This is a genomic window from Kitasatospora sp. NPDC088264 (assembly GCF_040685715.1).
Lineage (GTDB): Bacteria > Actinomycetota > Actinomycetes > Streptomycetales > Streptomycetaceae > Kitasatospora.
Genome location: NZ_JBFBIR010000016.1, coordinates 78795 through 97062 on the forward strand (window position 1 = coordinate 78795; position 18268 = coordinate 97062).

At 73.9% G+C, this 18268-nt stretch carries 19 protein-coding genes; 1 reads left to right on the forward strand and 18 read right to left on the reverse strand.

Translation table 11 applies throughout. From position 1 onward, the window contains the following. The first annotated feature begins 229 nt into the window (after positions 1-229). The gene (locus tag AB0O82_RS15555) at positions 230-571 is read left to right on the forward strand and encodes a hypothetical protein (RefSeq protein ID WP_363583871.1); all 342 of its coding nucleotides are present in this window, start codon (positions 230-232) and stop codon (positions 569-571) included. A 3-nt stretch (positions 572-574) separates the two neighbouring features. On the opposite strand, the gene AB0O82_RS15560 is transcribed toward AB0O82_RS15555, so the two are convergent. The 18 genes from AB0O82_RS15560 to pafA all read right to left on the reverse strand — a co-directional run bounded on the left by AB0O82_RS15560 (position 575) and on the right by pafA (position 18264). Further along, a complete protein-coding gene (locus AB0O82_RS15560; protein WP_363583873.1) occupies positions 575-1504 on the reverse strand; it encodes an ornithine cyclodeaminase family protein in 930 nt (309 codons plus the stop codon). A gap of 68 nt (positions 1505-1572) precedes the next feature. Then, positions 1573-2601 (reverse strand): proline racemase family protein, encoded by a 1029-nt coding sequence (locus AB0O82_RS15565; RefSeq protein ID WP_363583874.1) that lies wholly within the window; start codon positions 2599-2601, stop codon positions 1573-1575. Continuing rightward, positions 2601-3971: an aldehyde dehydrogenase family protein gene (locus AB0O82_RS15570; protein WP_363583966.1), complete on the reverse strand. Its 1371-nt coding sequence runs from the start codon at positions 3969-3971 to the stop codon at positions 2601-2603. The genes AB0O82_RS15565 and AB0O82_RS15570 overlap by 1 nt, the downstream gene beginning before the upstream one ends. A gap of 76 nt (positions 3972-4047) precedes the next feature. Continuing rightward, on the reverse strand, positions 4048-5052 hold the full coding sequence (locus AB0O82_RS15575; protein WP_363583876.1) for a proline racemase family protein: 1005 nt from the start codon (positions 5050-5052) through the stop codon (positions 4048-4050). Positions 5053-5167: 115 nt separating this feature from the next. Then, positions 5168-6076, reverse strand: coding sequence for a dihydrodipicolinate synthase family protein (locus AB0O82_RS15580; RefSeq protein ID WP_363583878.1), 909 nt, complete (start codon positions 6074-6076; stop codon positions 5168-5170). A gap of 84 nt (positions 6077-6160) precedes the next feature. Further along, positions 6161-7633: an NAD(P)/FAD-dependent oxidoreductase gene (locus AB0O82_RS15585; protein ID WP_363583880.1), complete on the reverse strand. Its 1473-nt coding sequence runs from the start codon at positions 7631-7633 to the stop codon at positions 6161-6163. Beyond that, a complete protein-coding gene (locus tag AB0O82_RS15590) occupies positions 7614-7928 on the reverse strand; it encodes a (2Fe-2S)-binding protein (protein WP_363583882.1) in 315 nt (104 codons plus the stop codon). The genes AB0O82_RS15585 and AB0O82_RS15590 overlap by 20 nt, the downstream gene beginning before the upstream one ends. Before the next feature lie 132 nt (positions 7929-8060). Further along, positions 8061-9230 (reverse strand): FAD-dependent oxidoreductase, encoded by a 1170-nt coding sequence (locus AB0O82_RS15595; RefSeq protein WP_363583884.1) that lies wholly within the window; start codon positions 9228-9230, stop codon positions 8061-8063. Between the two features lie 227 nt (positions 9231-9457). After that, positions 9458-10399: a twin-arginine translocase subunit TatC gene (tatC, locus tag AB0O82_RS15600; RefSeq protein ID WP_363583886.1), complete on the reverse strand. Its 942-nt coding sequence runs from the start codon at positions 10397-10399 to the stop codon at positions 9458-9460. A 76-nt stretch (positions 10400-10475) separates the two neighbouring features. Then, the gene (tatA, locus tag AB0O82_RS15605; RefSeq protein WP_363583888.1) at positions 10476-10793 is read right to left on the reverse strand and encodes a Sec-independent protein translocase subunit TatA; all 318 of its coding nucleotides are present in this window, start codon (positions 10791-10793) and stop codon (positions 10476-10478) included. Positions 10794-11078: 285 nt separating this feature from the next. Beyond that, complete coding sequence (locus AB0O82_RS15610) at positions 11079-11255, reverse strand: hypothetical protein (protein WP_360230298.1); 177 nt, start codon at positions 11253-11255, stop codon at positions 11079-11081. Positions 11256-11309: 54 nt separating this feature from the next. Then, positions 11310-11516, reverse strand: a complete 207-nt coding sequence (locus tag AB0O82_RS15615; protein WP_363583890.1) for a hypothetical protein — start codon at positions 11514-11516, stop codon at positions 11310-11312. Between the two features lie 27 nt (positions 11517-11543). Then, complete coding sequence (locus tag AB0O82_RS15620; RefSeq protein ID WP_363583968.1) at positions 11544-12491, reverse strand: WYL domain-containing protein; 948 nt, start codon at positions 12489-12491, stop codon at positions 11544-11546. A gap of 26 nt (positions 12492-12517) precedes the next feature. Beyond that, positions 12518-13510 (reverse strand): WYL domain-containing protein, encoded by a 993-nt coding sequence (locus AB0O82_RS15625; protein WP_350877984.1) that lies wholly within the window; start codon positions 13508-13510, stop codon positions 12518-12520. A 165-nt stretch (positions 13511-13675) separates the two neighbouring features. Further along, positions 13676-14059 (reverse strand): FKBP-type peptidyl-prolyl cis-trans isomerase, encoded by a 384-nt coding sequence (locus AB0O82_RS15630; RefSeq protein WP_363583892.1) that lies wholly within the window; start codon positions 14057-14059, stop codon positions 13676-13678. Positions 14060-14222: 163 nt separating this feature from the next. Beyond that, positions 14223-15533: an FKBP-type peptidyl-prolyl cis-trans isomerase gene (locus AB0O82_RS15635; RefSeq protein ID WP_363583894.1), complete on the reverse strand. Its 1311-nt coding sequence runs from the start codon at positions 15531-15533 to the stop codon at positions 14223-14225. A gap of 246 nt (positions 15534-15779) precedes the next feature. Beyond that, positions 15780-16766 carry an FKBP-type peptidyl-prolyl cis-trans isomerase gene (locus AB0O82_RS15640; protein WP_363583896.1) on the reverse strand — a complete coding sequence of 329 codons (987 nt, stop codon included), beginning with the start codon at positions 16764-16766 and terminating at the stop codon, positions 15780-15782. Between the two features lie 136 nt (positions 16767-16902). Then, positions 16903-18264, reverse strand: coding sequence for a Pup--protein ligase (gene pafA / locus AB0O82_RS15645; protein ID WP_363583898.1), 1362 nt, complete (start codon positions 18262-18264; stop codon positions 16903-16905). Positions 18265-18268: the final 4 nt, after the last annotated feature.

Here is an 18268-nt window from a genome sequence, read left to right on the forward strand (position 1 = left end):
ACAATGTCACGTTACGTTGAGTGCGCAACATTCCACGATTCGAACGGCCCCTCAGCACCCGAGGCCCCGGCCGAAACCCATGGTGGCAGCGGCCGCCGGCCGTGACAACGGCCGGCGGCGCACGACCTGTCGCCCGCCCTGCTCATACGGAGCCGGCCCGGCAGGGGATCCCTTCCCGCCGGGCCGACTCCCGCTTCATAGCCCCCGACACCCGCCAGGAGCAACGGACTTGGGAATCGAGATCGCCCTGTACGACGACCACCCCAACAAGGGCGGCCGGTCCGTCCCGACCCTGCTGCACCTCTCGGTCGACCACGGCCCGGCCCTCGCCGCCGCCCTGGCCGCGCACGCCGGGCCGGTCGACCACCGGCCCGGACGGCTCGGCCGGATCGACCCGTACGGCGACACCCGGTTCAACGAGCAGGACGCCGGCGCCGCCTTCGAGGAGGCCACCGTCCTGCTCGCCCGCTGCACCACCGAGGAAGAGCGGGCGGCCGTCCGCGACCTGCGCAACCTGCTCGCCCACTGCGCCGCCACCCCGGGCAGCTGGCTCCACTTCCTCGGGGACTGAAGGTCAGCCTGCCCCGGTGCTCCGGTACACCTCCGCCGCGACCGCCAGGTCCTCCCACGCCATGCCGACGCTCTTGAAGAACCGCGGCCGCCCCGCCGGCACCAGCGCGTCGCCGCGCACCAGCTCGGCCAGGTTCCACACCTGTCGGCCGGCCACGCCCGCCATGATCAGGTCGCCGGCCTCGCGGGCCGCCACCGTCCGTGCCTCCACGTACAGTTCGGCCCGCCCGACCAGCGCCTCGTCCACCTCCCGCGCGTCCGGCTCGTGCGAGCCGACCGCCGCGACGGCGGCGTGCGCGGGCACCAGGGCGCCGTCGAACAGCGGCGTACGCGCGGTGGTGCAGCAGACCACCAGGTCGGCCCCGGCGACCGCCCCCGGCTCGCCGACCCCGGCTGCCAGCCCGAGCCCCCGCCCGTACGCGGCCAGGGCCTCGGCCCGTCCGGCGTTCCGTGCCACCACGGTGAGCCGGGTCAGCGGCTGAACGGCCAGCAGCGCGTCCAGGTGCCCGTACGCCTGCGGCCCGGAGCCGAACAGCACCAGGTGTTCGGCATCCGGCGCGGCCAGCCGGCGCAGCGCGACGGCGGTGACGGCGGGTGTGCGCAGCGCGGTGAGCGCGGCGCCGTCGAACAGGGCGAGCGGCTGCAGGGTGGGCCCGTCGAGCAGCAGGTAGCTGCCGGTGATCCGGGGCAGTCCCCGCCCCGGGTTGGCGGGCGCGACCCCGGCGATCTTCACCCCGGCGTACGGGCCGGCGGCGGCCGGCATCATCAGCAGTTCGCCGGCCGGGACGGGGACGGCCGAGCGGGCCGGTGCCGACTCCGGGTCGAACCCGTCGAGCAGCACCCGCTCGATCGCCGCCACCGCAGCCGCGGGCCCGACCCCGCCGACGCCCGGCACGGCGTACTGGAGCGGCTCAGCCGCCGTACCGGGCGGCACAAGAGGCGGCGCAGGAGGCGGCGCAGCAGGGTCCACAGGAGGGTTCGCGGGAGGGTTCGCGGGAGCGGTCACAGGAGGAACCCCGCGCCCAGGTCGTCGTCCGGTTCCAGGACGAACGCGTGCTCGCCGGTGCGGTGCGCGCTGCCGGTGACCTCGGTGACGACGCCGCCGTCCAGCGGGTCGCCGCCGGGCAGGACGCGGCCGGTGAAGACCGTCCCGATGACGGACTCGTGCCGCAGCTCCTCCCCCGGCGCGAGTCGGCCCTCGGCGGCGAGGACGGCGAGCCGGGCGGAGGTCCCGGAGCCGCAGGGTGAGCGGTCGATCTGCCCGTCCGCGAAGACGGTGACGTTCCGCTGGTTCAACACGCCGTCCTCCGAGACGAGTTCGTCGAACAGGATGACCCCGTACACCCCCGACAGGAGCGGGTCGCTCGGGTGCGCCACCGCCGCCGCGCCGGCCAGCAGCTCCCTGATCTCCCGCCCGGCGGCGGTGAGTTCGGGCAGCTGCGCGGGCTCGACCGCGAGGCCGAGGGCGGCCGCCGGCACCGAGGCGTAGCAGGCGCCCGCGTGCGCCACCGCGACCTCCACGGTGCCCCGTGAAGTGGCCAGCGGCAACTTCAGAGCGGCGACCCGGGTGGGCACGTTGCGGAAGGTGACGCCGGTGGTCCGCCCGCCGGCCCGGTGCACCAGCGCGGTGACCCGGCCGGACGGCACGTCGATCCGCACTCGGGCCACGCCGTCGGCGGGGGCCGCGACCCGCCCGGAGTCCACCGCCCAGGCGCCGAGCGCGATGGTGCCGTGCCCGCAGGCCGTCGAGTAGCCGTCCTTGTGCCAGAACAGCACCCCGAAGTGCGCCTCGTCGTCGTCCGGCGGTACCAGGAACCCGCCGTACATCCCGGCGTGTCCGCGCGGTTCGCGGCTGAGCAGCTGCCGGGCGTCGTCCAGCGCGCTCGGCCGGGGCGCGGTCGCGCTGCCGCCGGCGCCGAGGGCGATGGCCCGCCGTTCGGCGACGCTGTCGCCGGGGATCGCGGGCACGCCGTCCAGCACGATCCGGAACGGCTCGCCGGCCGCGTGGTAGTCGACGGTGCGGACGGGCATCACGCGCCACCGCCCGGCAGGACGCTGACGGTGCGGCTGACGGTGTAGAAGTCCAGCGCCGCCTGGCCCTGCTCGCGCTCGCCGTGGCTCGCGCCCTTGGCACCGCCGAACGGCAGGTGGAAGTCGACGCCGCTGGACGGCGCGTTGACCCGGATCATGCCCGCGTCCAGCCGGTCGGCAGCGGCGAGCGCCACGTCCAGGCTGCGGGTGTGCACCGAGGTGGCGAGGCTGTGCGGGGTGTCGTTGGCGAGCGCGATCGCCTCGTCGAGGTCGGCCGCGGCGTGCAGCAGCGCGATCGGGCCGAAGAACTCCTCGCGGGCCAGCGGGTGTTCGGCCGGCACGTCGGTGAGCAGGGCCGGTTCGACGTACCAGCCGTCCCGCTCGGGTGCCCGGCCGCCGGTGAGCAGGGTGGCCCCGGCGGCGACGGCCGAGTCGACGGCGGCCGTCAGCCGGTCCCGGGCGGCGGCGTTGATGACCGGCCCGCAGGCCGCGTCGTCGACCAGTTCCAACGCCTTGACCAGGGCGTCGCGCAGCGGCTCGTACGCGGCGCCGACCGCGATCACCCGGCTGGTGGCGGTGCACTTCTGCCCCGCGTACCCGGCGATGGCGGCGGCGAGGTGGGCGGCGGCCTGCGCGAGGTCGGCGTCCGGCAGCACCAGCGCGGCGTTCAGCCCGCCGAGTTCGGCCTGCACCGGCACGCCGCGCTCGGTGGCGGCCCGCACCACGGCCCGACCGACGCCGGTCGAGCCGGTGAAGGAGACCACGTCGGCCGTGTCGACCAGCGCCGCGCCCTCCTCGGCGCCGCCCGGCAGCACGGTGAACACGTCCTCCGGCAGCCCGGCCCCGGCGGCCAGTTCGGCCAGCCGCAGCGCGCAGGCGGTCGCCTCGGGCGCCGGCTTGAGCACCGCGGTGTTGCCGACCGCCAGCGCCGGCGCGGCCTTCCAGGTGGGGATCGCCAGCGGGAAGTTCCACGGCGCGATCAGCCCGGCGACGCCGTACGGGCGGCGCCGGGTGAGCAGCAGCCCGGGCCCGGCGGCGGTCTCGTGCACCGCCCCGGACGGCGCGAACGGCGCCTGCGCGTAGTAGCGCCAGATCGCCGCGGTGCGAGCGACCTCGCCGCGCGCCTCGGCGAGCGGCTTGCCGACCTCGCGCACGATCAGCCCGGCCAGCTCGTCCGCGTGCGCCTCGACCGCTTCGGCGATCCGGCCGAGCGCCGCGGACCGGGCGCCCGCGCCGGCCGCGAGCCAGCCGGGCTGGGCTGCCCGGGCCCGGGCGACGGCGGCCCGGACGGCTTCGGCGCCGGGTTCCTCCACGGCGACGACGAGGTCCGCGGGGTCGGCGGGGTTGTACGAGGTGATGGTCACGACCAGCAGCCCTTCGAAGGTGGTTCAGCGGACGTCGGATCGGGCCCCTCCCCCCAGAGGCCGGCTCCTCTTTCAAACAGCTCTACAACAGGAACCCGGCCGGGAACGGGTCGCGCGGGTCGAGGAAGTACTGGGCGGTGCCGGTGACCCAGGCCCGCCCGGTGACGGTGGGCACCACGGCGGGCAGACCGGCCACCTCGGTCTCCTCGACCAGGCGCCCGATGAAGGTCGTCCCGATGAAGGAGTCGTTGCGGAAGTCGCGCCCCAGCGGCAGTTCGCCGCGCGCGTGCAGCTGCGCCATCCGGGCCGAGGTGCCGGTGCCGCAGGGCGAGCGGTCGAACCACCCGGGGTGGATGGCCATCGCGTGCCGGGAGTGCTCGGCGGTGGAGCCGGGGGCGAGCAGCTGGACGTGGTGGCAGCCGTGGATGGACGGGTCCTCCGGGTGCACCGGGCGGTCGGGGCCCGCGTTGATGGCGGCCATCAGGGCCAGTCCGGCCTCCAGGATGTCCTGCTTGCGCTCGCGCTCGAAGGGCAGCCCGAACTCGGCGAGCGGCAGGATCGCGTAGAAGTTGCCGCCGTACGCCAGGTCGTAGCCGATCGTGCCGTACCCGGGCACCTCGATCTTGGCGTCCAGCGCGGCCGAGTAGGACGGCACGTTGCGGATGGTCACCGCGGTGGCGGCGCCGTCCTCGACCCGCACCTCGGCGATCACCAGCCCGGCGGGCGTGTCCAGCCGCACCGTGGTGACCGGCTCGACCACCGGCACCATGCCGGTCTCGACCAGCACGGTGGCGACGCCGATGGTGCCGTGCCCGCACATCGGCAGCAGGCCGGAGACCTCGATGTAGAGCACGCCGAAGTCGGCGTCCGGCCGGGTCGGCGGCTGGAGGATGGCGCCGCTCATCGCGGCGTGGCCGCGCGGCTCGTACATCAGCAGGGTGCGGAAGTGGTCCAGGTGCTGCTGGAAGTGCACCCGGCGCTCGGCCATGGTGGCGCCGGGAATGACGCCGAAGCCGCCGGTGATGACCCGGGTCGGCATGCCCTCGGTGTGCGAGTCGACGGCGTGGAACACGTGACGGCTGCGCATGGCTCTGACGACTCCCGTCGGAGTGGGCGTACGGAGGTGCTGACCGTACGCGGGATCGGATGGGTGGGGCCGGGCCGGCTGCCCCCTCAGCCAGCCTGGTGACGAAGTCTCCCGGTTACGCCAGGCCCTCGGCCAGCGCCTTCTCGGTGGCCGCTCGGACGGCCGCCTCGATGTCCGGGGTCAGCGGCTGGCGCGGCGGGCGGACCGGGCCACCGGCGCGCCCGGCGATGTCCATGGACAGCTTGATGGCCTGGACGAACTCGGTCTTGGAGTCCCAGCGCAGCAGCGAGTGCAGCGACTTGTACAGCGGCAGCGCGGTGTCCAGCTCCTGCGCCACGGCGGCCCGGTACAGCGCGACGCTGGCCTCCGGCAGGGCGTTCGGGTAGCCGGCGATCCAGCCGACCGCGCCGGCCAGCGCCAGTTCCAGCAGCACGTCGTCGGCGCCGATCAGCAGGTCCAGCCCGGGGGCCAGTTCGGCGATCTCGTAGGCCCGGCGGACGTCGCCGCTGAACTCCTTGACCGCGACGATCGAGCCCTCGCCGTGCAGTTGGGCGAGCAGCGCGGGGACGAGGTCGACCTTGGTGTCGATCGGGTTGTTGTACGCGACGACGGGCAGTCCGGCCTTGGCCACGTCGGCGTAGTGCGCCCGGACGGACGCGTGGTCGGCCCGGAAGGCGTTCGGCGGCAGCAGGAGCACGGAGCCGGCGCCGGCCTCGGCGGCCTGCTCGGCCCAGCGGCGGGACTCGGCGCTGCCGTAGGCGGCCACGCCGGGCATCACCCGGGAGCCGTCGCCGGCCGCCTCGACGGCCACCTCGACGACGCGGGCGCGCTCCTCGGCGGTGAGCGTCTGGTACTCGCCCAGCGAGCCGTTGGGGACGACGCCGTCACAGCCGGACTCGATCAGCCAGCGGACGTGCTCGGCGTACGCGTCGTAGTCGACGGAGAGGTCCGGGCGCAGCGGGATCGTGGTGGCGACCATGATGCCGCGCCAGGGCCGGGCGGTGTCGTGTGGGGTGTTGGACACGATGAGCTCCTTGGTGAGGTGTGACATTTCATTAGAAGAGATGGGCCGGAGACAAGAGTCCCCGGCCCGCATGTTCGACGGACCTCAGGCCGTATCGGCGCCCTCACCGGACGACCCGGACGACCCGGACGGCCCGGACGGCCCGGACGGCCCGGCCGCCAGCTGCGACAGCGGCACCGGGCAGGCCAGCGGCCGCCGGTCCGGCCCCGGCTCACCCGAGCCGGCCAGGCAGGCCACGGCCGGACCGCACATCCGGCCCTGGCACCAGCCCATCCCGGCCCGGGTGAGCAGCTTGACGGTGCGCGGATCGCCCGCGCCCAGCTCGTCCACGGCCTCCCGGATCGCCGAGACCGGCACCTCCTCGCACCGGCAGACGTCGGTGTCCGGGCGCAGCCAGCCGGTCCAGCCGGGGCCGGGCCGGTGGGCCGCGGCCATCAGGTCGGCGAAGTTCCGCAGCCGGGCCCGGCTGCGCAACAGTGCGGGCTTCGGCACCCGGTCGGCCACGGCGTGCGCGGCCAGTTCGCCCTCCACGATCGCGAGGTCCGCGCCGCCGACGCCGTTGGTCTCCCCCGCCGACCAGAGGCCGGGCACGGTGGTGCGCAGCCGGGCGTCGACCCGGAGCCCGACGGCGCCGTCCGGGGCGGTCCTGGTGGCCGCGCCCAGTTCGGTGGCCAGGTCGATCTGCGGGAGTAGCCCGTGGCCCACGGCGACGGCGTCGCAGGCGATCCGGCGTTCGGTGCCGGGCACCGGCCGCCAGTCGGCGTCCAGCCGGGCCACCGTGACGGCGGTGACCCGCTCGGTCCCGTGCGCCTCGACGACGGCACTGCGCGGGCGCAGCCGTACGCCGTGCCGCAGCAGCGTGCTCCCGTGCCCGGCGCCCTCGACGAGCTTGGCGGGGACGGCCGCCAGGGCGCCGGGGCGCCGGGCGTAGCCGAGGTAGTCGGTGGCCTCGACGACCGCGGGCACCTCGGCCCCGGCGGTGACCAGCGAGGACGCCGCCGCGAGCAGCAGCGGCCCGCTGCCGGCCACCACGATCCGCCGCCCGGGCAGCACCAGCCCGGCCTTGAGCATCGCCTGCGCGCCGCCCGCGGTGACCACCCCGGGCAGGGTCCAGCCGGGGAACGGCAGCTGGCGCTCGTACGCGCCGGTGGCGAGCAGCACGGACGCGGCCGGGACGGTGGCCCGGTCGGTGGCCTCCGGGCCGCGCGTGACGTGCACGGCGAAGCCGTCGCCGGTCCGCTCCAGCGCCCACACCTGGTGGCCGCCGAGGAAGCGGACCCGCCCGGCCCGCTCGTGCGCGGCGAGCCGGTCGGCCAGTCCGGTGTAGACGGACCAGCCGTGGTGGAGCCGGTCCGGGCGGGCGGCGCCGAGGCCGGGCGCGGGGTGCCGGTAGTACTGCCCGCCGGTGCTGTGACCGGCGTCCAGCAGGACGCAGCGCAGCCCGAGGTCGGCGGCGGTCACGGCGGCCGCGAGCCCGGCCGGGCCGGCACCGATCACCGCGAGGTCGGGGCGTCGGGCCGCTCCGGCGGCGGCCCGGTCAGACGGCGAGGTCGGCACGGCCGTGGCCCTCCTGGGTGGTGACGGTGGTGCCGGGTTCGGCGGGGAGCAGGCAGGTGCGCTGGTTGGGGCGGCCGTCGACGGTGGCCAGGCAGTCGAAGCAGGCGCCGATGCCGCAGAACACCCCCCGCGGCCGGCCGCCGACCCGGGTGGTGCGCCAGGCGAGCACGCCGTCGGCCCAGAGCGCGGCGGCGATCGACTGTCCGGGCAGGGCCGGGACGGGTCGGCCGTCGAACTCGATGTGGTGGGCGGGGCCGGGTTCGGCCCGGACCAGGTCGGCGGGGGTGCGGCGCATCGGCGGCTTCTCCGTTCCGGGGTTGGTCGACGGACGAGGGCGGTCTACACGACAGGGGCGGTCGACACGGCGGGGGCGGTCGACGAACGAGCGTGGTCGGCAGGCGGACAGCGGTGGTCGAGGAGCCCGGGCTCAGGCCCCGGCGTCCGACGGGAAGCGGTCCGGGCGGAACGGCGCGAGGTCCAGTTCCGGCTGCTTGCCGGTCAGTTGCTCGCTGATCAGCAGGCCGGTCGCCGGAGCCAACCCGATGCCGGCGCCCTCGTGCCCGCAGGCATGGTAGAGCCCGGGCACCCTGGGGTCCTCGCCGATGGCGGGCAGGTGGTCCGGCAGGTACGGACGGAAGCCCCGGTAGGTGCGCATCACGGTGACGTCCGCGAGCACCGGGAAGAGCGCCGCGGCCTGGGCGGCGAGCCGCCGCAGCACCTCCTGGGAGAGGGTGCGGTCGAAGCCGACCCGTTCGCGGCTGGCGCCGATGAGCACCGGCCCGCCGGGGGTGCCCTCGACCACGGCGGAGGTCTGGAGCCCGGCCGAGCCGCTGGCGACGTCGGCGACGTAGTCGGCGGCATAGACCTTGTGCCGGACGATCCGCGGCAGCGGCTCGGTGACCAGGACGAAGCCGCGGCGGGGCATCACCGGCAGGTGCACCCCGGCCAACCCGGCCAGTTCGCCGCCCCAGGTGCCGGTCGCGTTGACGACGGCGGGGGCGTCGAGTCTGCGGCGGTCGGTCCGCACGCCGCGCACGGCGCCGTCCGGCCCCCGGTGCACGGCGGTCACGGTCTCGCCGGTGATCAGCTCGGCGCCCATCCGGCGGGCCTCGCGCAGCAGGTGGGCGGCGGCGAGGGCGGGCTGGACCTGGGCGTCCTGCGGGTAGTGGAAGCCGCCGGCGAGGCCGGGGGCAAGGTGCGGCTCCAGCTCGTGCAGCCGCTCGGCGGGGATCTCCTCGGCGGTGACGCCGGCGGCGGCCTGGCCGACGGCGAAGGCCCGCAGGGCGTCCTGCCCGGCCGGGGTGGACGCGATCACCACGCCGCCCTTGGGCTCGTACTCCACGGCCGCGCCGAGGTGTTCGGCGAGGTCGTGCCAGAGCCGGGTGCTGAGCAGGGCGAGGTCGAGTTCGGGCCCGGGCTCCTTGTCGGAGACCAGCAGGTTGCCCTCGCCGGCGCCGGTGGTGCCGCCGGCCACCGGCCCGCGGTCGACGACGGCGACGGTGAGCCCGGCGCGGGCCGCGTAGTAGGCGCAGGCGGCGCCGACCACGCCGGCGCCGACCACGACGACATCCAGGGGAGGTCTCTGGGTCTTGAGCACGTCAGTAATATGTCACATGCCATCCACCCTGCCAAGACCACCCGCCGAATCCCGCACCGGGCCGGAGCAGCACAAAAGCCCGGGCTCACCGGGCCGGAGCAGCGCAAAAGCCCGGGCTCACCGAGCCGGAGCAGCGCAAAAGCCCGGGCTCACCGAGCCGGAGCAGCGCAAAGGCCCCGGCCCACCGCGTCGGGCGGCGGGCCGGGGCCTCAGGGCGCGCTACCGGCTCAGGTGATGTCGTCGATCTGCTCGTGACGGGCCGCAGGCACCGGGGCGCCCGCCGTCGGCGCGGCCGAGGCCTGGACCATCTCCGTACCGGCCACCGGCTGCACCGAGAGGTCCAGCTCCGAGGCCTCCTCGTCGCTCAGTCCGGCATCGGGGTCGCGGCGCTCCTTGCGCCTGTCGTTGAAGATCGCGATGCCCACCGCGAGGAAGTACAGCGCCCAGATCGGCGCGGCCAGCGTGAGCATGCTCACCGGATCGGCGCTCGGGGTGGCGAAGGCGGCGAAGACCGTGATGCCCATGACCATGCCACGCCACCAGCCGAGCAGCCGCTTGCCGGTGACCATGCCGACCATGTTCATCATCACCAGCAGCAGCGGGAACTCGAAGGCCAGGCCGAAGACCAGCACCATCCGGGTGGCGATGTCGAGGTAGTCCTCGGGCGGCAGGATCGGCGTGGTCTTGTCCGGGGTGAACGAGATCAGCACGTCGACGGTGGTCGGCAGCACCAGGATGGCGCAGCCCACACCGGCCAGGAAGAGCGGCGCCCCGCACAGCATGAAGATGACGGCGTACTTCTTCTCGTGCCGGTGCAGACCGGGCGCCACGAAGGCCCAGACCTGGTAGAGCCAGATCGGCACGGTCGCGACCACACCGGCCGTCAGCGACACCTTGAGCATCCAGGTGAAACCGGCGGTCAGACCGATGTTGGAGACCTGGGCGCACTTGCCCTTGAACTGGGAGGCAGTCTCCGCGGTGCAGCGCGGCAGCGGCTCCAGCAGGAAGTTCTCGATCTGCCTGTGGTAGATCGCCGCCACGATGGTGATCAGCACGATCGCCAGGACCGACTTGACCACGCGGTTGCGCAGTTCCCGCAGGTGGTCGGTGAGGGCCATCCGCCCCTCAGGATCCTTGGACGCCTTCGACGCCTTGGAGAGCTTGCTCAACCCCGGTCCTCAACTCGTGCGTCGAGGCCCGCCGGTCGACGGGCCTCCGTGGTCGCGTTCGTCACGTGCGCCGCACTCAGTGCGGGCGGTCGCCGTCGGCCGCGGACGGCCCGGCGGCGGGCTCGGCCACCGGGCGGGCGGTGCCCGAGGCACCCGGAGCGGCCTGGATGGTCCTGGCCGCGGTCGTCGCCGAACCGCCGTCGACCCGGGGCGCCGGAGGCGGCGTCGCGGCGGCGTCCTCCTCGGCGCCGTCCGAGCGCATGGCCTTGGCCTCGCTCTTCAGGATCCGCATCGACTGCCCGAGCGAGCGAGCCAGGTCGGGCAGCCGCTTGGCGCCGAACAGCAGGACGGCGAAAATCACGACCACCACGATCGCGGTCATCGAGATGCGCATTGCGCGACCACCTTCACTCATGGCGACCCGTCGGGCCCCCCGCCGCGGATGGTAACCGCTGCGGATGACGCCACGACGACGGCCGCCCGAACAGGACAGCGGCCCCGGTTCGCAGTTCAGGAGCCATCTGCAGGAGCCATCTGAGAGCGTAACCCGCCCCCGCCTCCCCGCAGCAGCCCCCGTACCACCGACGGCCCTCCTGTGCTACCGAACAGGCGCTACCGGACAGGCACTACCGGACGGCCTACCCGGCGGGGCGCCACCGGAAGGGCGCCACGGACGGCCCTACCGAGCCGGTACGGCCTCCGCCAGCTCCCCCGCCGCCTCGGCCAGCGCCCGCGAGGCCGCGTCCACGCCCTTGGCCAGCGCCCGCACGTCCAGCCAGAGCCGGATCGCGAGCACCCCGAGGACCAGCAGGCCCGCGGTGGCGAGCAGGACGGCGGCGACGAGCATCCAGGACATGCGCCCCACCCTATCGGGCCCGGCCCCCCGGCCTGGTCCGGAGGAGAGCGCCCGCTACCCCTCGGCCGGGACGAGCCGCATGGTGCGCACCCCGGCCCCGACGAGCGCCGCGACGATCTTCTCCCCGGCCGGCTTGCGCACCGCCGCCCCGCAGAGCGGGCAGCCGAAGCTGTAGTGCGCCTGGGCCGGGGTGCGACCGAGGGTCAGCCGGAACTCCTCCGCCGGGAGCTCGACCTTCTCCCGGCACTCGGAGCAGTACACCTTGAATCTGGTCCCGGGCTCCACCGATCAGACCCGCCCCTCCCCGTCGGTGACGGTCTGCTCCCCGTAAGCGGCCAGCGCCTCCAGGGCGGCCGCGCGGGCCTGCCCGGCCAGCCCGGGCGGCGAGACGATCCGGCCGTCCCGGCCCAGCCGCAGCGCCAGCGGGCGCAGCTGGGAGGGATCGGCGCTGCGCAGGGTGATCCGCAGCCCGCCGTCGGGCAGTTCCTCGGCCCGGTCGTGGGTGTAGTACTCGGCCACCCAGCGTCCGCCGGAGGTGACCTCGACGACCACCTCGGGGTCGTCCGCGGACGGGTTGACCAGCCCGCCGCTCAGGTCGCGCGGCTCGCGCCGCGGCGGGTCGGCGGGGACGTCCAGCACCCGGATCTCGGCGACCCGGTCCAGCCGGAACATCCGGTGGTCCTCGGAGGTGCGGCACCAGGCCTCGAGGTAGGTGTGGCCCTCGGTGAGCAGCCGGATCGGGTCGACCTCGCGCTCGGTCATCCCGCCGCGCCCGTGCGAGTAGTAGCGCAGCCACAGGCGGCGCCCCTCGCTGAGCGCGCGGTCGATGTCGGCGAACACGTGGCCCTCCGCCTCGAAGGTCACGCCGACCCGGGCGCTGCCGGCGGCGCTCTCGCCCGCCGCGTTCTCGATCTTGACGACGGCCCGGGTGAGCGCCTCCCGGTCGCCGGCCCGCAGGCCTGGCAGCCCGGCCACCGCACGGGCGGCGACCAGCAGCGCGGTGGCCTCGTCGGCGGCGAGGCGCAGCGGCTGGGCCACGTCGTCGACGTTGTGCCACCAGATCCGCTCGCCGTCGGTGTCGATGTCGAGCAGGTCGCCGCCGCGGAAGCTGGTGCCGCACATCGGCAGCACGTTGAGGTCCCCGATCAGCTCGCGCTCGGAGATCCCGAACGCGCGGGCCACCTCGGCCACCTCGGCGCCGGGGCGCTCGCGCAGGTAGGTGACCAGCGACAGCATCCGCCGCGTCTGGTCGATCGCGTTGCTCACGCCTGAACCCCTCCGCTTCCGTTCACCACGTCCAGCCCGGCCACGGCCCGCAGCCGGTCGATCACGTCGGCCCGCAGCTCCTCGGGCCCGAGCACCAGCACGTCCGGCCCGAACTCGGCGAGGTCGGCGCCCAGCCCGTTGCCGTACGGGATCTCCAGCTCGTCCCAGCCGTCGTCCACCCGCGCGCTGCTCAGCGCCTTGGTGCGCAGCGGGAAGCCCGCTCCCCGGCGGACCCGGACGGTGGCGGTGGCGGTGGCGCCCTCGCCCGCGAACTTGGCGACGGTCGCGCGGACGTCGACGTGCTCGGGCACGGTGCCGAGGAAGGCGCCGGTCCTGGCCCGGACCTTGCCGGTGATCCGGCTGAGCCGGAACACCCGGGCGTCGCCGCGGTCGCGGTCCCACCCGGCCAGGTACCAGTGCCCGCGCCAGCACTCCAGCGCCCACGGCTCGACGGTGCGCAGCTCGCCGGCGGCGGCGCCGGCCTTGCGGTACTCGAAGCCGACCGGACGGCGGTCCCGGGCGGCGGTGAGCAGCGGCTCGAACGCGGCCTCCCGGGCGGGGATGCGCGGCTCCAGGGCGGTCCGGCCCTCGGGCTCGGCGAACGGCACCCCGGCGGCGCGCAGCTTCTGCAGCGCGCCGCTGGCCGCGCCGGACATCTTGGCCTGCTGCCAGACCCGGGCGGCCAGGGTCAGCGCGGCCGCCTCCTCGGCGTCCAGCGCGATCTCGGGCAGCCGGTTGCGGTCGGCGCGGGCCAGGTAGCCGAGCTCGCCGTCCAGGGCGCTCTCGTCGACGTCGATCACCAGGCCGAGTTCGCGCAGGTCGTCCTTGTCCCGCTCGAACATCCGGTTGAAGGCGTCCTCGCTGCTGTTCTGCCAGGCCTCGCGGTACGCCTCGATGGATTCCCGCAGCTCCTTCTTGGAGAGCGGACGTCTGGTGTTCATCAGGCACAGGGCGAGATTCATCAGCCGCTCTGCCTTGGCGATCGCCATCGCTGACCCTTCCGGTGTGCCGCGCCGTGCGCGGGGTGCGCCAACCGGGCGATCACCACCCGGCGGGACCGACCGTACCGGTAGCGGTACGCACGGCAAAAGCGGCCTCCCGAAACGCCCGTGGGCCGGGCCCCCGGAGGGGTCCGGCCCACGGCCGCGGCAGGCTCAGACGCCCAGCAGGTCGACCACGAAGATCAGGGTCGAGCCCGCCGGGATCAGCGGGGTCGGCGACTGGTTGCCGTACGCCAGGTGCGACGGGATGGTCAGCTCGCGGCGACCGCCGACCTTCATGCCGACGACGCCCTGGTCCCAGCCCTTGATGACGCGGCCGCCGCCCAGCGGGAAGCGGAACTCGTTCGGGGTCCGGTTCCAGCTCGCATCGAACTCCTCGCCGGTCTCGAAGGTCACGCCGACGTAGCGGACCTTGACGTTGTGGCCCGGCTTGGCCTCCTCGCCGTCACCGACGACGATGTCGCGGATCTGCAGGTCCGCCGGGGCGTCGCCGATCGGGAAGTCGATCTCGGGCTTCTCGTTGAGGTTGACGCTCACAGTCCCTCTTCTCACGTTTCGCATTGCAGTCACGACCAAGCGGCGGGCGCCCGCACCCCCGGTCCGTTCCCGGACCACGGTACGGGCGCCCACCGCCCGGGGTGGTCCGGCCACGCGGCCGGACCTGAAGGTCACACGCACACCATTGTCACCCGAAAGTGGATCAGCCCTGACCGGCGTCCAGAATGTCCACCACGAAGACCAGCGGCGCGCCAGGCGGGATGTCGCCCTGGCCCTTGTCGCCGTAGGCCAGCGCGGCCGGGATCACCAGCTCCACCCGGCTGCCGACGGTCTGGCCCACCAGCCCCTGGTCCCAGCCCTGGATGACCTGGCCACCGCCGACCGGGAAGGAGAACGCCTGGCCCTTGCTGAGCGAGGAGTCGAACATCTTGCCGTCCTTGAACAGCGCGCCGGTGTACTGGACGACGACCTTCTCGCCCTTCTCCACCGCCGGCCCGGTGCCCTTGATCAGGACGTGCGACTTCAGCTCGGTCGGGTCCTTCGCGCCGGCCACCGGGGTGATCTCGGCCGGCTTCTTGCCGTTGTCCTTGACCTGCGGGAAGTCCGCGGGCGGCGGCGTGACGGTGCCGCTCACCACGGCGTCGGGCGCGTTGGCGTTGCGGATGTCGATCACGAAGATCAGGTCGTCCTTCGCCCCGATCGACATGTCGGCCTTGCCCTGGGAGCCGAACGCGGCGGCCGGCGGGGCCACCACGAGGACCCGGCTGCCGGCCTTCTTCCCGACCACGGCCTGGTCCAGCGCCGGGATCAGCGCGTCAGTGCCGGCCTGGAAGATCTGCGGCTTGCCGTTGTTGTCGTACGAGCTCGGGATGTCCTTGCCGGTGGTCCAGTCCTTGGCGGTGTAGTCCACCGAGGTCCAGGAGTTCTTGTCCACCTTGGGGCCGGTGCCCTCGGTCAGCACCTTCACCACGAAGGAGCCGTCGGAGGCCTCGCCCGGCACCTGGATCTCGGCCTTCTTGCCGAAGTCACCGGTGACGGTGGGCAGCACCTTGGCGCTGTCCTTGATCGGCGGCACCGGGTCGGCGGTCGGCGTGGGCGGCGCGCTCTTGGCGGCGTCCGGCTTGGCGGCGGTGTCCGACTTGCCGTCCTTGTTCACCAGGTACAGCGTCACGGCGCTGCCGGCCAGCAGCACGGCCAGCACCGTGCCGAGGATCACGCCCAGTCGGCCCACCCCGGGCGGGTTCTCGTCGTACCCGGCCTCCGAGGTGTCGCCCCGACGCACGGTGGAGGCGAAGATCTGCGGGGTGTCGTCCGTCTTGGTCCCGCCCGAGGCGCGCGGCTGCTCTCCGGGCTGCGCCCAGCCGGCCTGCTGCTTCAGGATCGACGGCGGGACGACGATCGACTCGCCGTCCCCCGGGAGCGGGCCGCCGGGACGCGAGGCGGCCGGGTCACCCGCAGAGCTGTCGTTCGCCGCGGTGCCGGCCCCGCCCGGGCTCGGCGTCTTCTCAGTCATGACTCCCCATCCATCTCGCCACGAGGTCTTCCAGGTCTGCGACCGGCGTGCTGACTGCCGGTCTGCCGTCGCACCGTCCGCCCCGGACCTCGACGCCGGGCGGCGCCTGCCACAGTGCGAGGGCAGTATGACAGCTCAGGATGAGGGCGGACGCTTCGTTGTACGAGCGTCCGCCCAAGCGTACGGAATCCCAGGGGGGACTTCCTAGAGCGTGTCCGCCCTAAACCGCTTCCCTGAGCCGCTTCCCTAAACCGCTTCCAGAACGTCGATCACGAAGACCAGCGTCGAGTTGGGCGGCACCGAGCCCTGCGCCTGGTCCTTGTAGCCGAGCCCGGGCGGCACCACGAGCAGGATCCGGCTGCCGACGGTCTGGCCGACCAGCGCCTTGTCCCAGCCCTCGATCACGCTGCCGGTGCCGATCTGCACCGCCTGCGCGCCCCCGTGCGTCCAGGAGGAGTCGAACTGCTGGCCGTTGTTCCAGAGCACCCCGGTGTACTGCACCACCAGGGTCTGCCCGCTCTTGACCTGCTTGCCCTCGCCCTTGATCAGCACCGCCTGCTCCAGGTCGGTGGGCGCGGCCTGCCCGGTCGGCACGGTGATCGTCACCGGGGCCTTGCCGTTGTCCTTGACCTGCGGCATCGTCGCCGGCGGCGGGGTCATGGCGCCGGTCAGCGTGGAGTCCTGCGGCAGGCTCTCCATGATGTCCAGGACGAACACCACGGTGTCGCCCTTGTTGACGCCGAGCTGGGTGCTGCCCTGCTCGCCGAAGGCCGCCGCCGGCGGGGCGACCACCAGCAGCCGGCTGCCGACCTTCTTGCCGATCACGCTCTGGTCCAGCGCCGGCACGAGCTGTCCGCTGCCGGCCTGGTAGAGCTGCGGCTTCCCGCTCGGGTCGTACGAGCTGGGCAGGTCCTTGCCGGTGGTCCAGTCCTTCGCCGTGTAGTTGACCGTCACCCAGTCGCCCTTGTTGACCGTCGACCGCTCGCCCTCGCTGACGGTGTTCACCACGAACTGGCCGCCGGGCTGGCCCTCCGGGAGGGTGATGGTGGCCTTGCTGCCGAAACCGCCCTCCGAGAGCGTGGGCATCGGCGACGCCTCGCCGACCGGTGCGGGCACCGTCGGAGGCGCGCTCGCCGCGGACGGAGTCGCCGGGCCGGCCGCCTTGGGCGAACTGCTGCAGGCGACCGCCAGCAGCAGGGGCAGGGTGAGTAGCAAACCGGCGGTGCGGCGCACGGTGGTCCTAACTGTCGATCGAGGTCGGCTCTCCTGACTTCGACGGACAGCGTATGCCCGGACGGCGTCCGGCCCCGGTAGACACCACCGGGGCCGGACACCGCCTTGATCACAAACCTGGGATCCCCTGCGGGGCTCACATCCCGGCGATCAGCTTCTCCACCCGCTCGTCCACCGAGCGGAACGGGTCCTTGCAGAGCACCGTGCGCTGCGCCTGGTCGTTCAGCTTCAGGTGCACCCAGTCCACCGTGAAGTCCCGGCGCTGCTCCTGCGCCCGGCGGATGAAGTCCCCGCGCAGCCGGGCCCGGGTGGTCTGCGGCGGGATGGACTTGGCCTCGAAGGTCTTGAGGTCGGTGGTCACCCGCTTCGCCTGGCCCTTGCCCTGGAGCAGGTAGAACAGGCCGCGCCGGCGGTGGATGTCGTGGTACGCCAGGTCGATCTGGGCCACCCGCGGGTTGGACATGCTCATCTGGTGCTTCTCGCGGTAGCGCTCGATGAGCTTGTACTTCATGATCCAGTCGATCTCGGTGGCCACCTCGTCCAGGTTCTCGGTGCGGACGGCCTCCAGGGTCCGGCCCCACAGTTCGAGCACCTGGCCGATGGTGCCGGTGTTGATGCCCTTGCGGTCGGCGAACTCCAGCGCCTTGGTGTAGTACTCCTCCTGGATGTCCAGCGCGCTGGCCTCGCGCCCGTTGGCGAGCCGCACCTGGTGGGTGCCGGTGAGGTCGTGGCTGACCTCGCGGATCGCCCGGATCGGGTTCTCCAGGGTGAGGTCGCGCATCACCACGCCGGCCTCGATCAGCCGCAGCACCAGGTCGGTGGCGCCGACCTTGAGCAGCGTCGTGGTCTCCGACATGTTGGAGTCGCCGACGATCACGTGCAGCCGGCGGTAGCGCTCGGCGTCCGCGTGCGGCTCGTCGCGGGTGTTGATGATCGGGCGGGAGCGGGTGGTGGCGGAGCTGACGCCCTCCCAGATGTGCTCGGCGCGCTGGCTGACGCAGTAGACCGCGCCGCGCGGGGTCTGCAGCACCTTGCCGGCGCCGCAGATCAGCTGGCGGGTCACCAGGAAGGGGATCAGCACGTCGGCCAGCCGGGAGAACTCGCCGTGCCGGGCCACCAGGTAGTTCTCGTGGCAGCCGTAGGAGTTGCCGGCCGAGTCGGTGTTGTTCTTGAACAGGTAGACGTCCCCCGCGATGCCCTCCTCGTGCAGCCGCCGCTCGGCGTCGACCAGGAGCCCTTCGAGGATCCGCTCGCCCGCCTTGTCGTGCGTCACCAGCTCGACCACGTCGTCGCACTCGGGGGTGGCGTACTCGGGGTGGGAGCCGACGTCGAGGTACAGCCGGGCGCCGTTGCGCAGGAAGACGTTGCTGCTGCGGCCCCAGGAGACGACCCGGCGGAACAAGTACCGCGCCACCTCGTCCGGCGACAGCCTGCGCTGCCCGCGGAACGTGCAGGTCACGCCGTACTCGTTCTCCAGCCCGAAAATCCGGCGGTCCATGAGC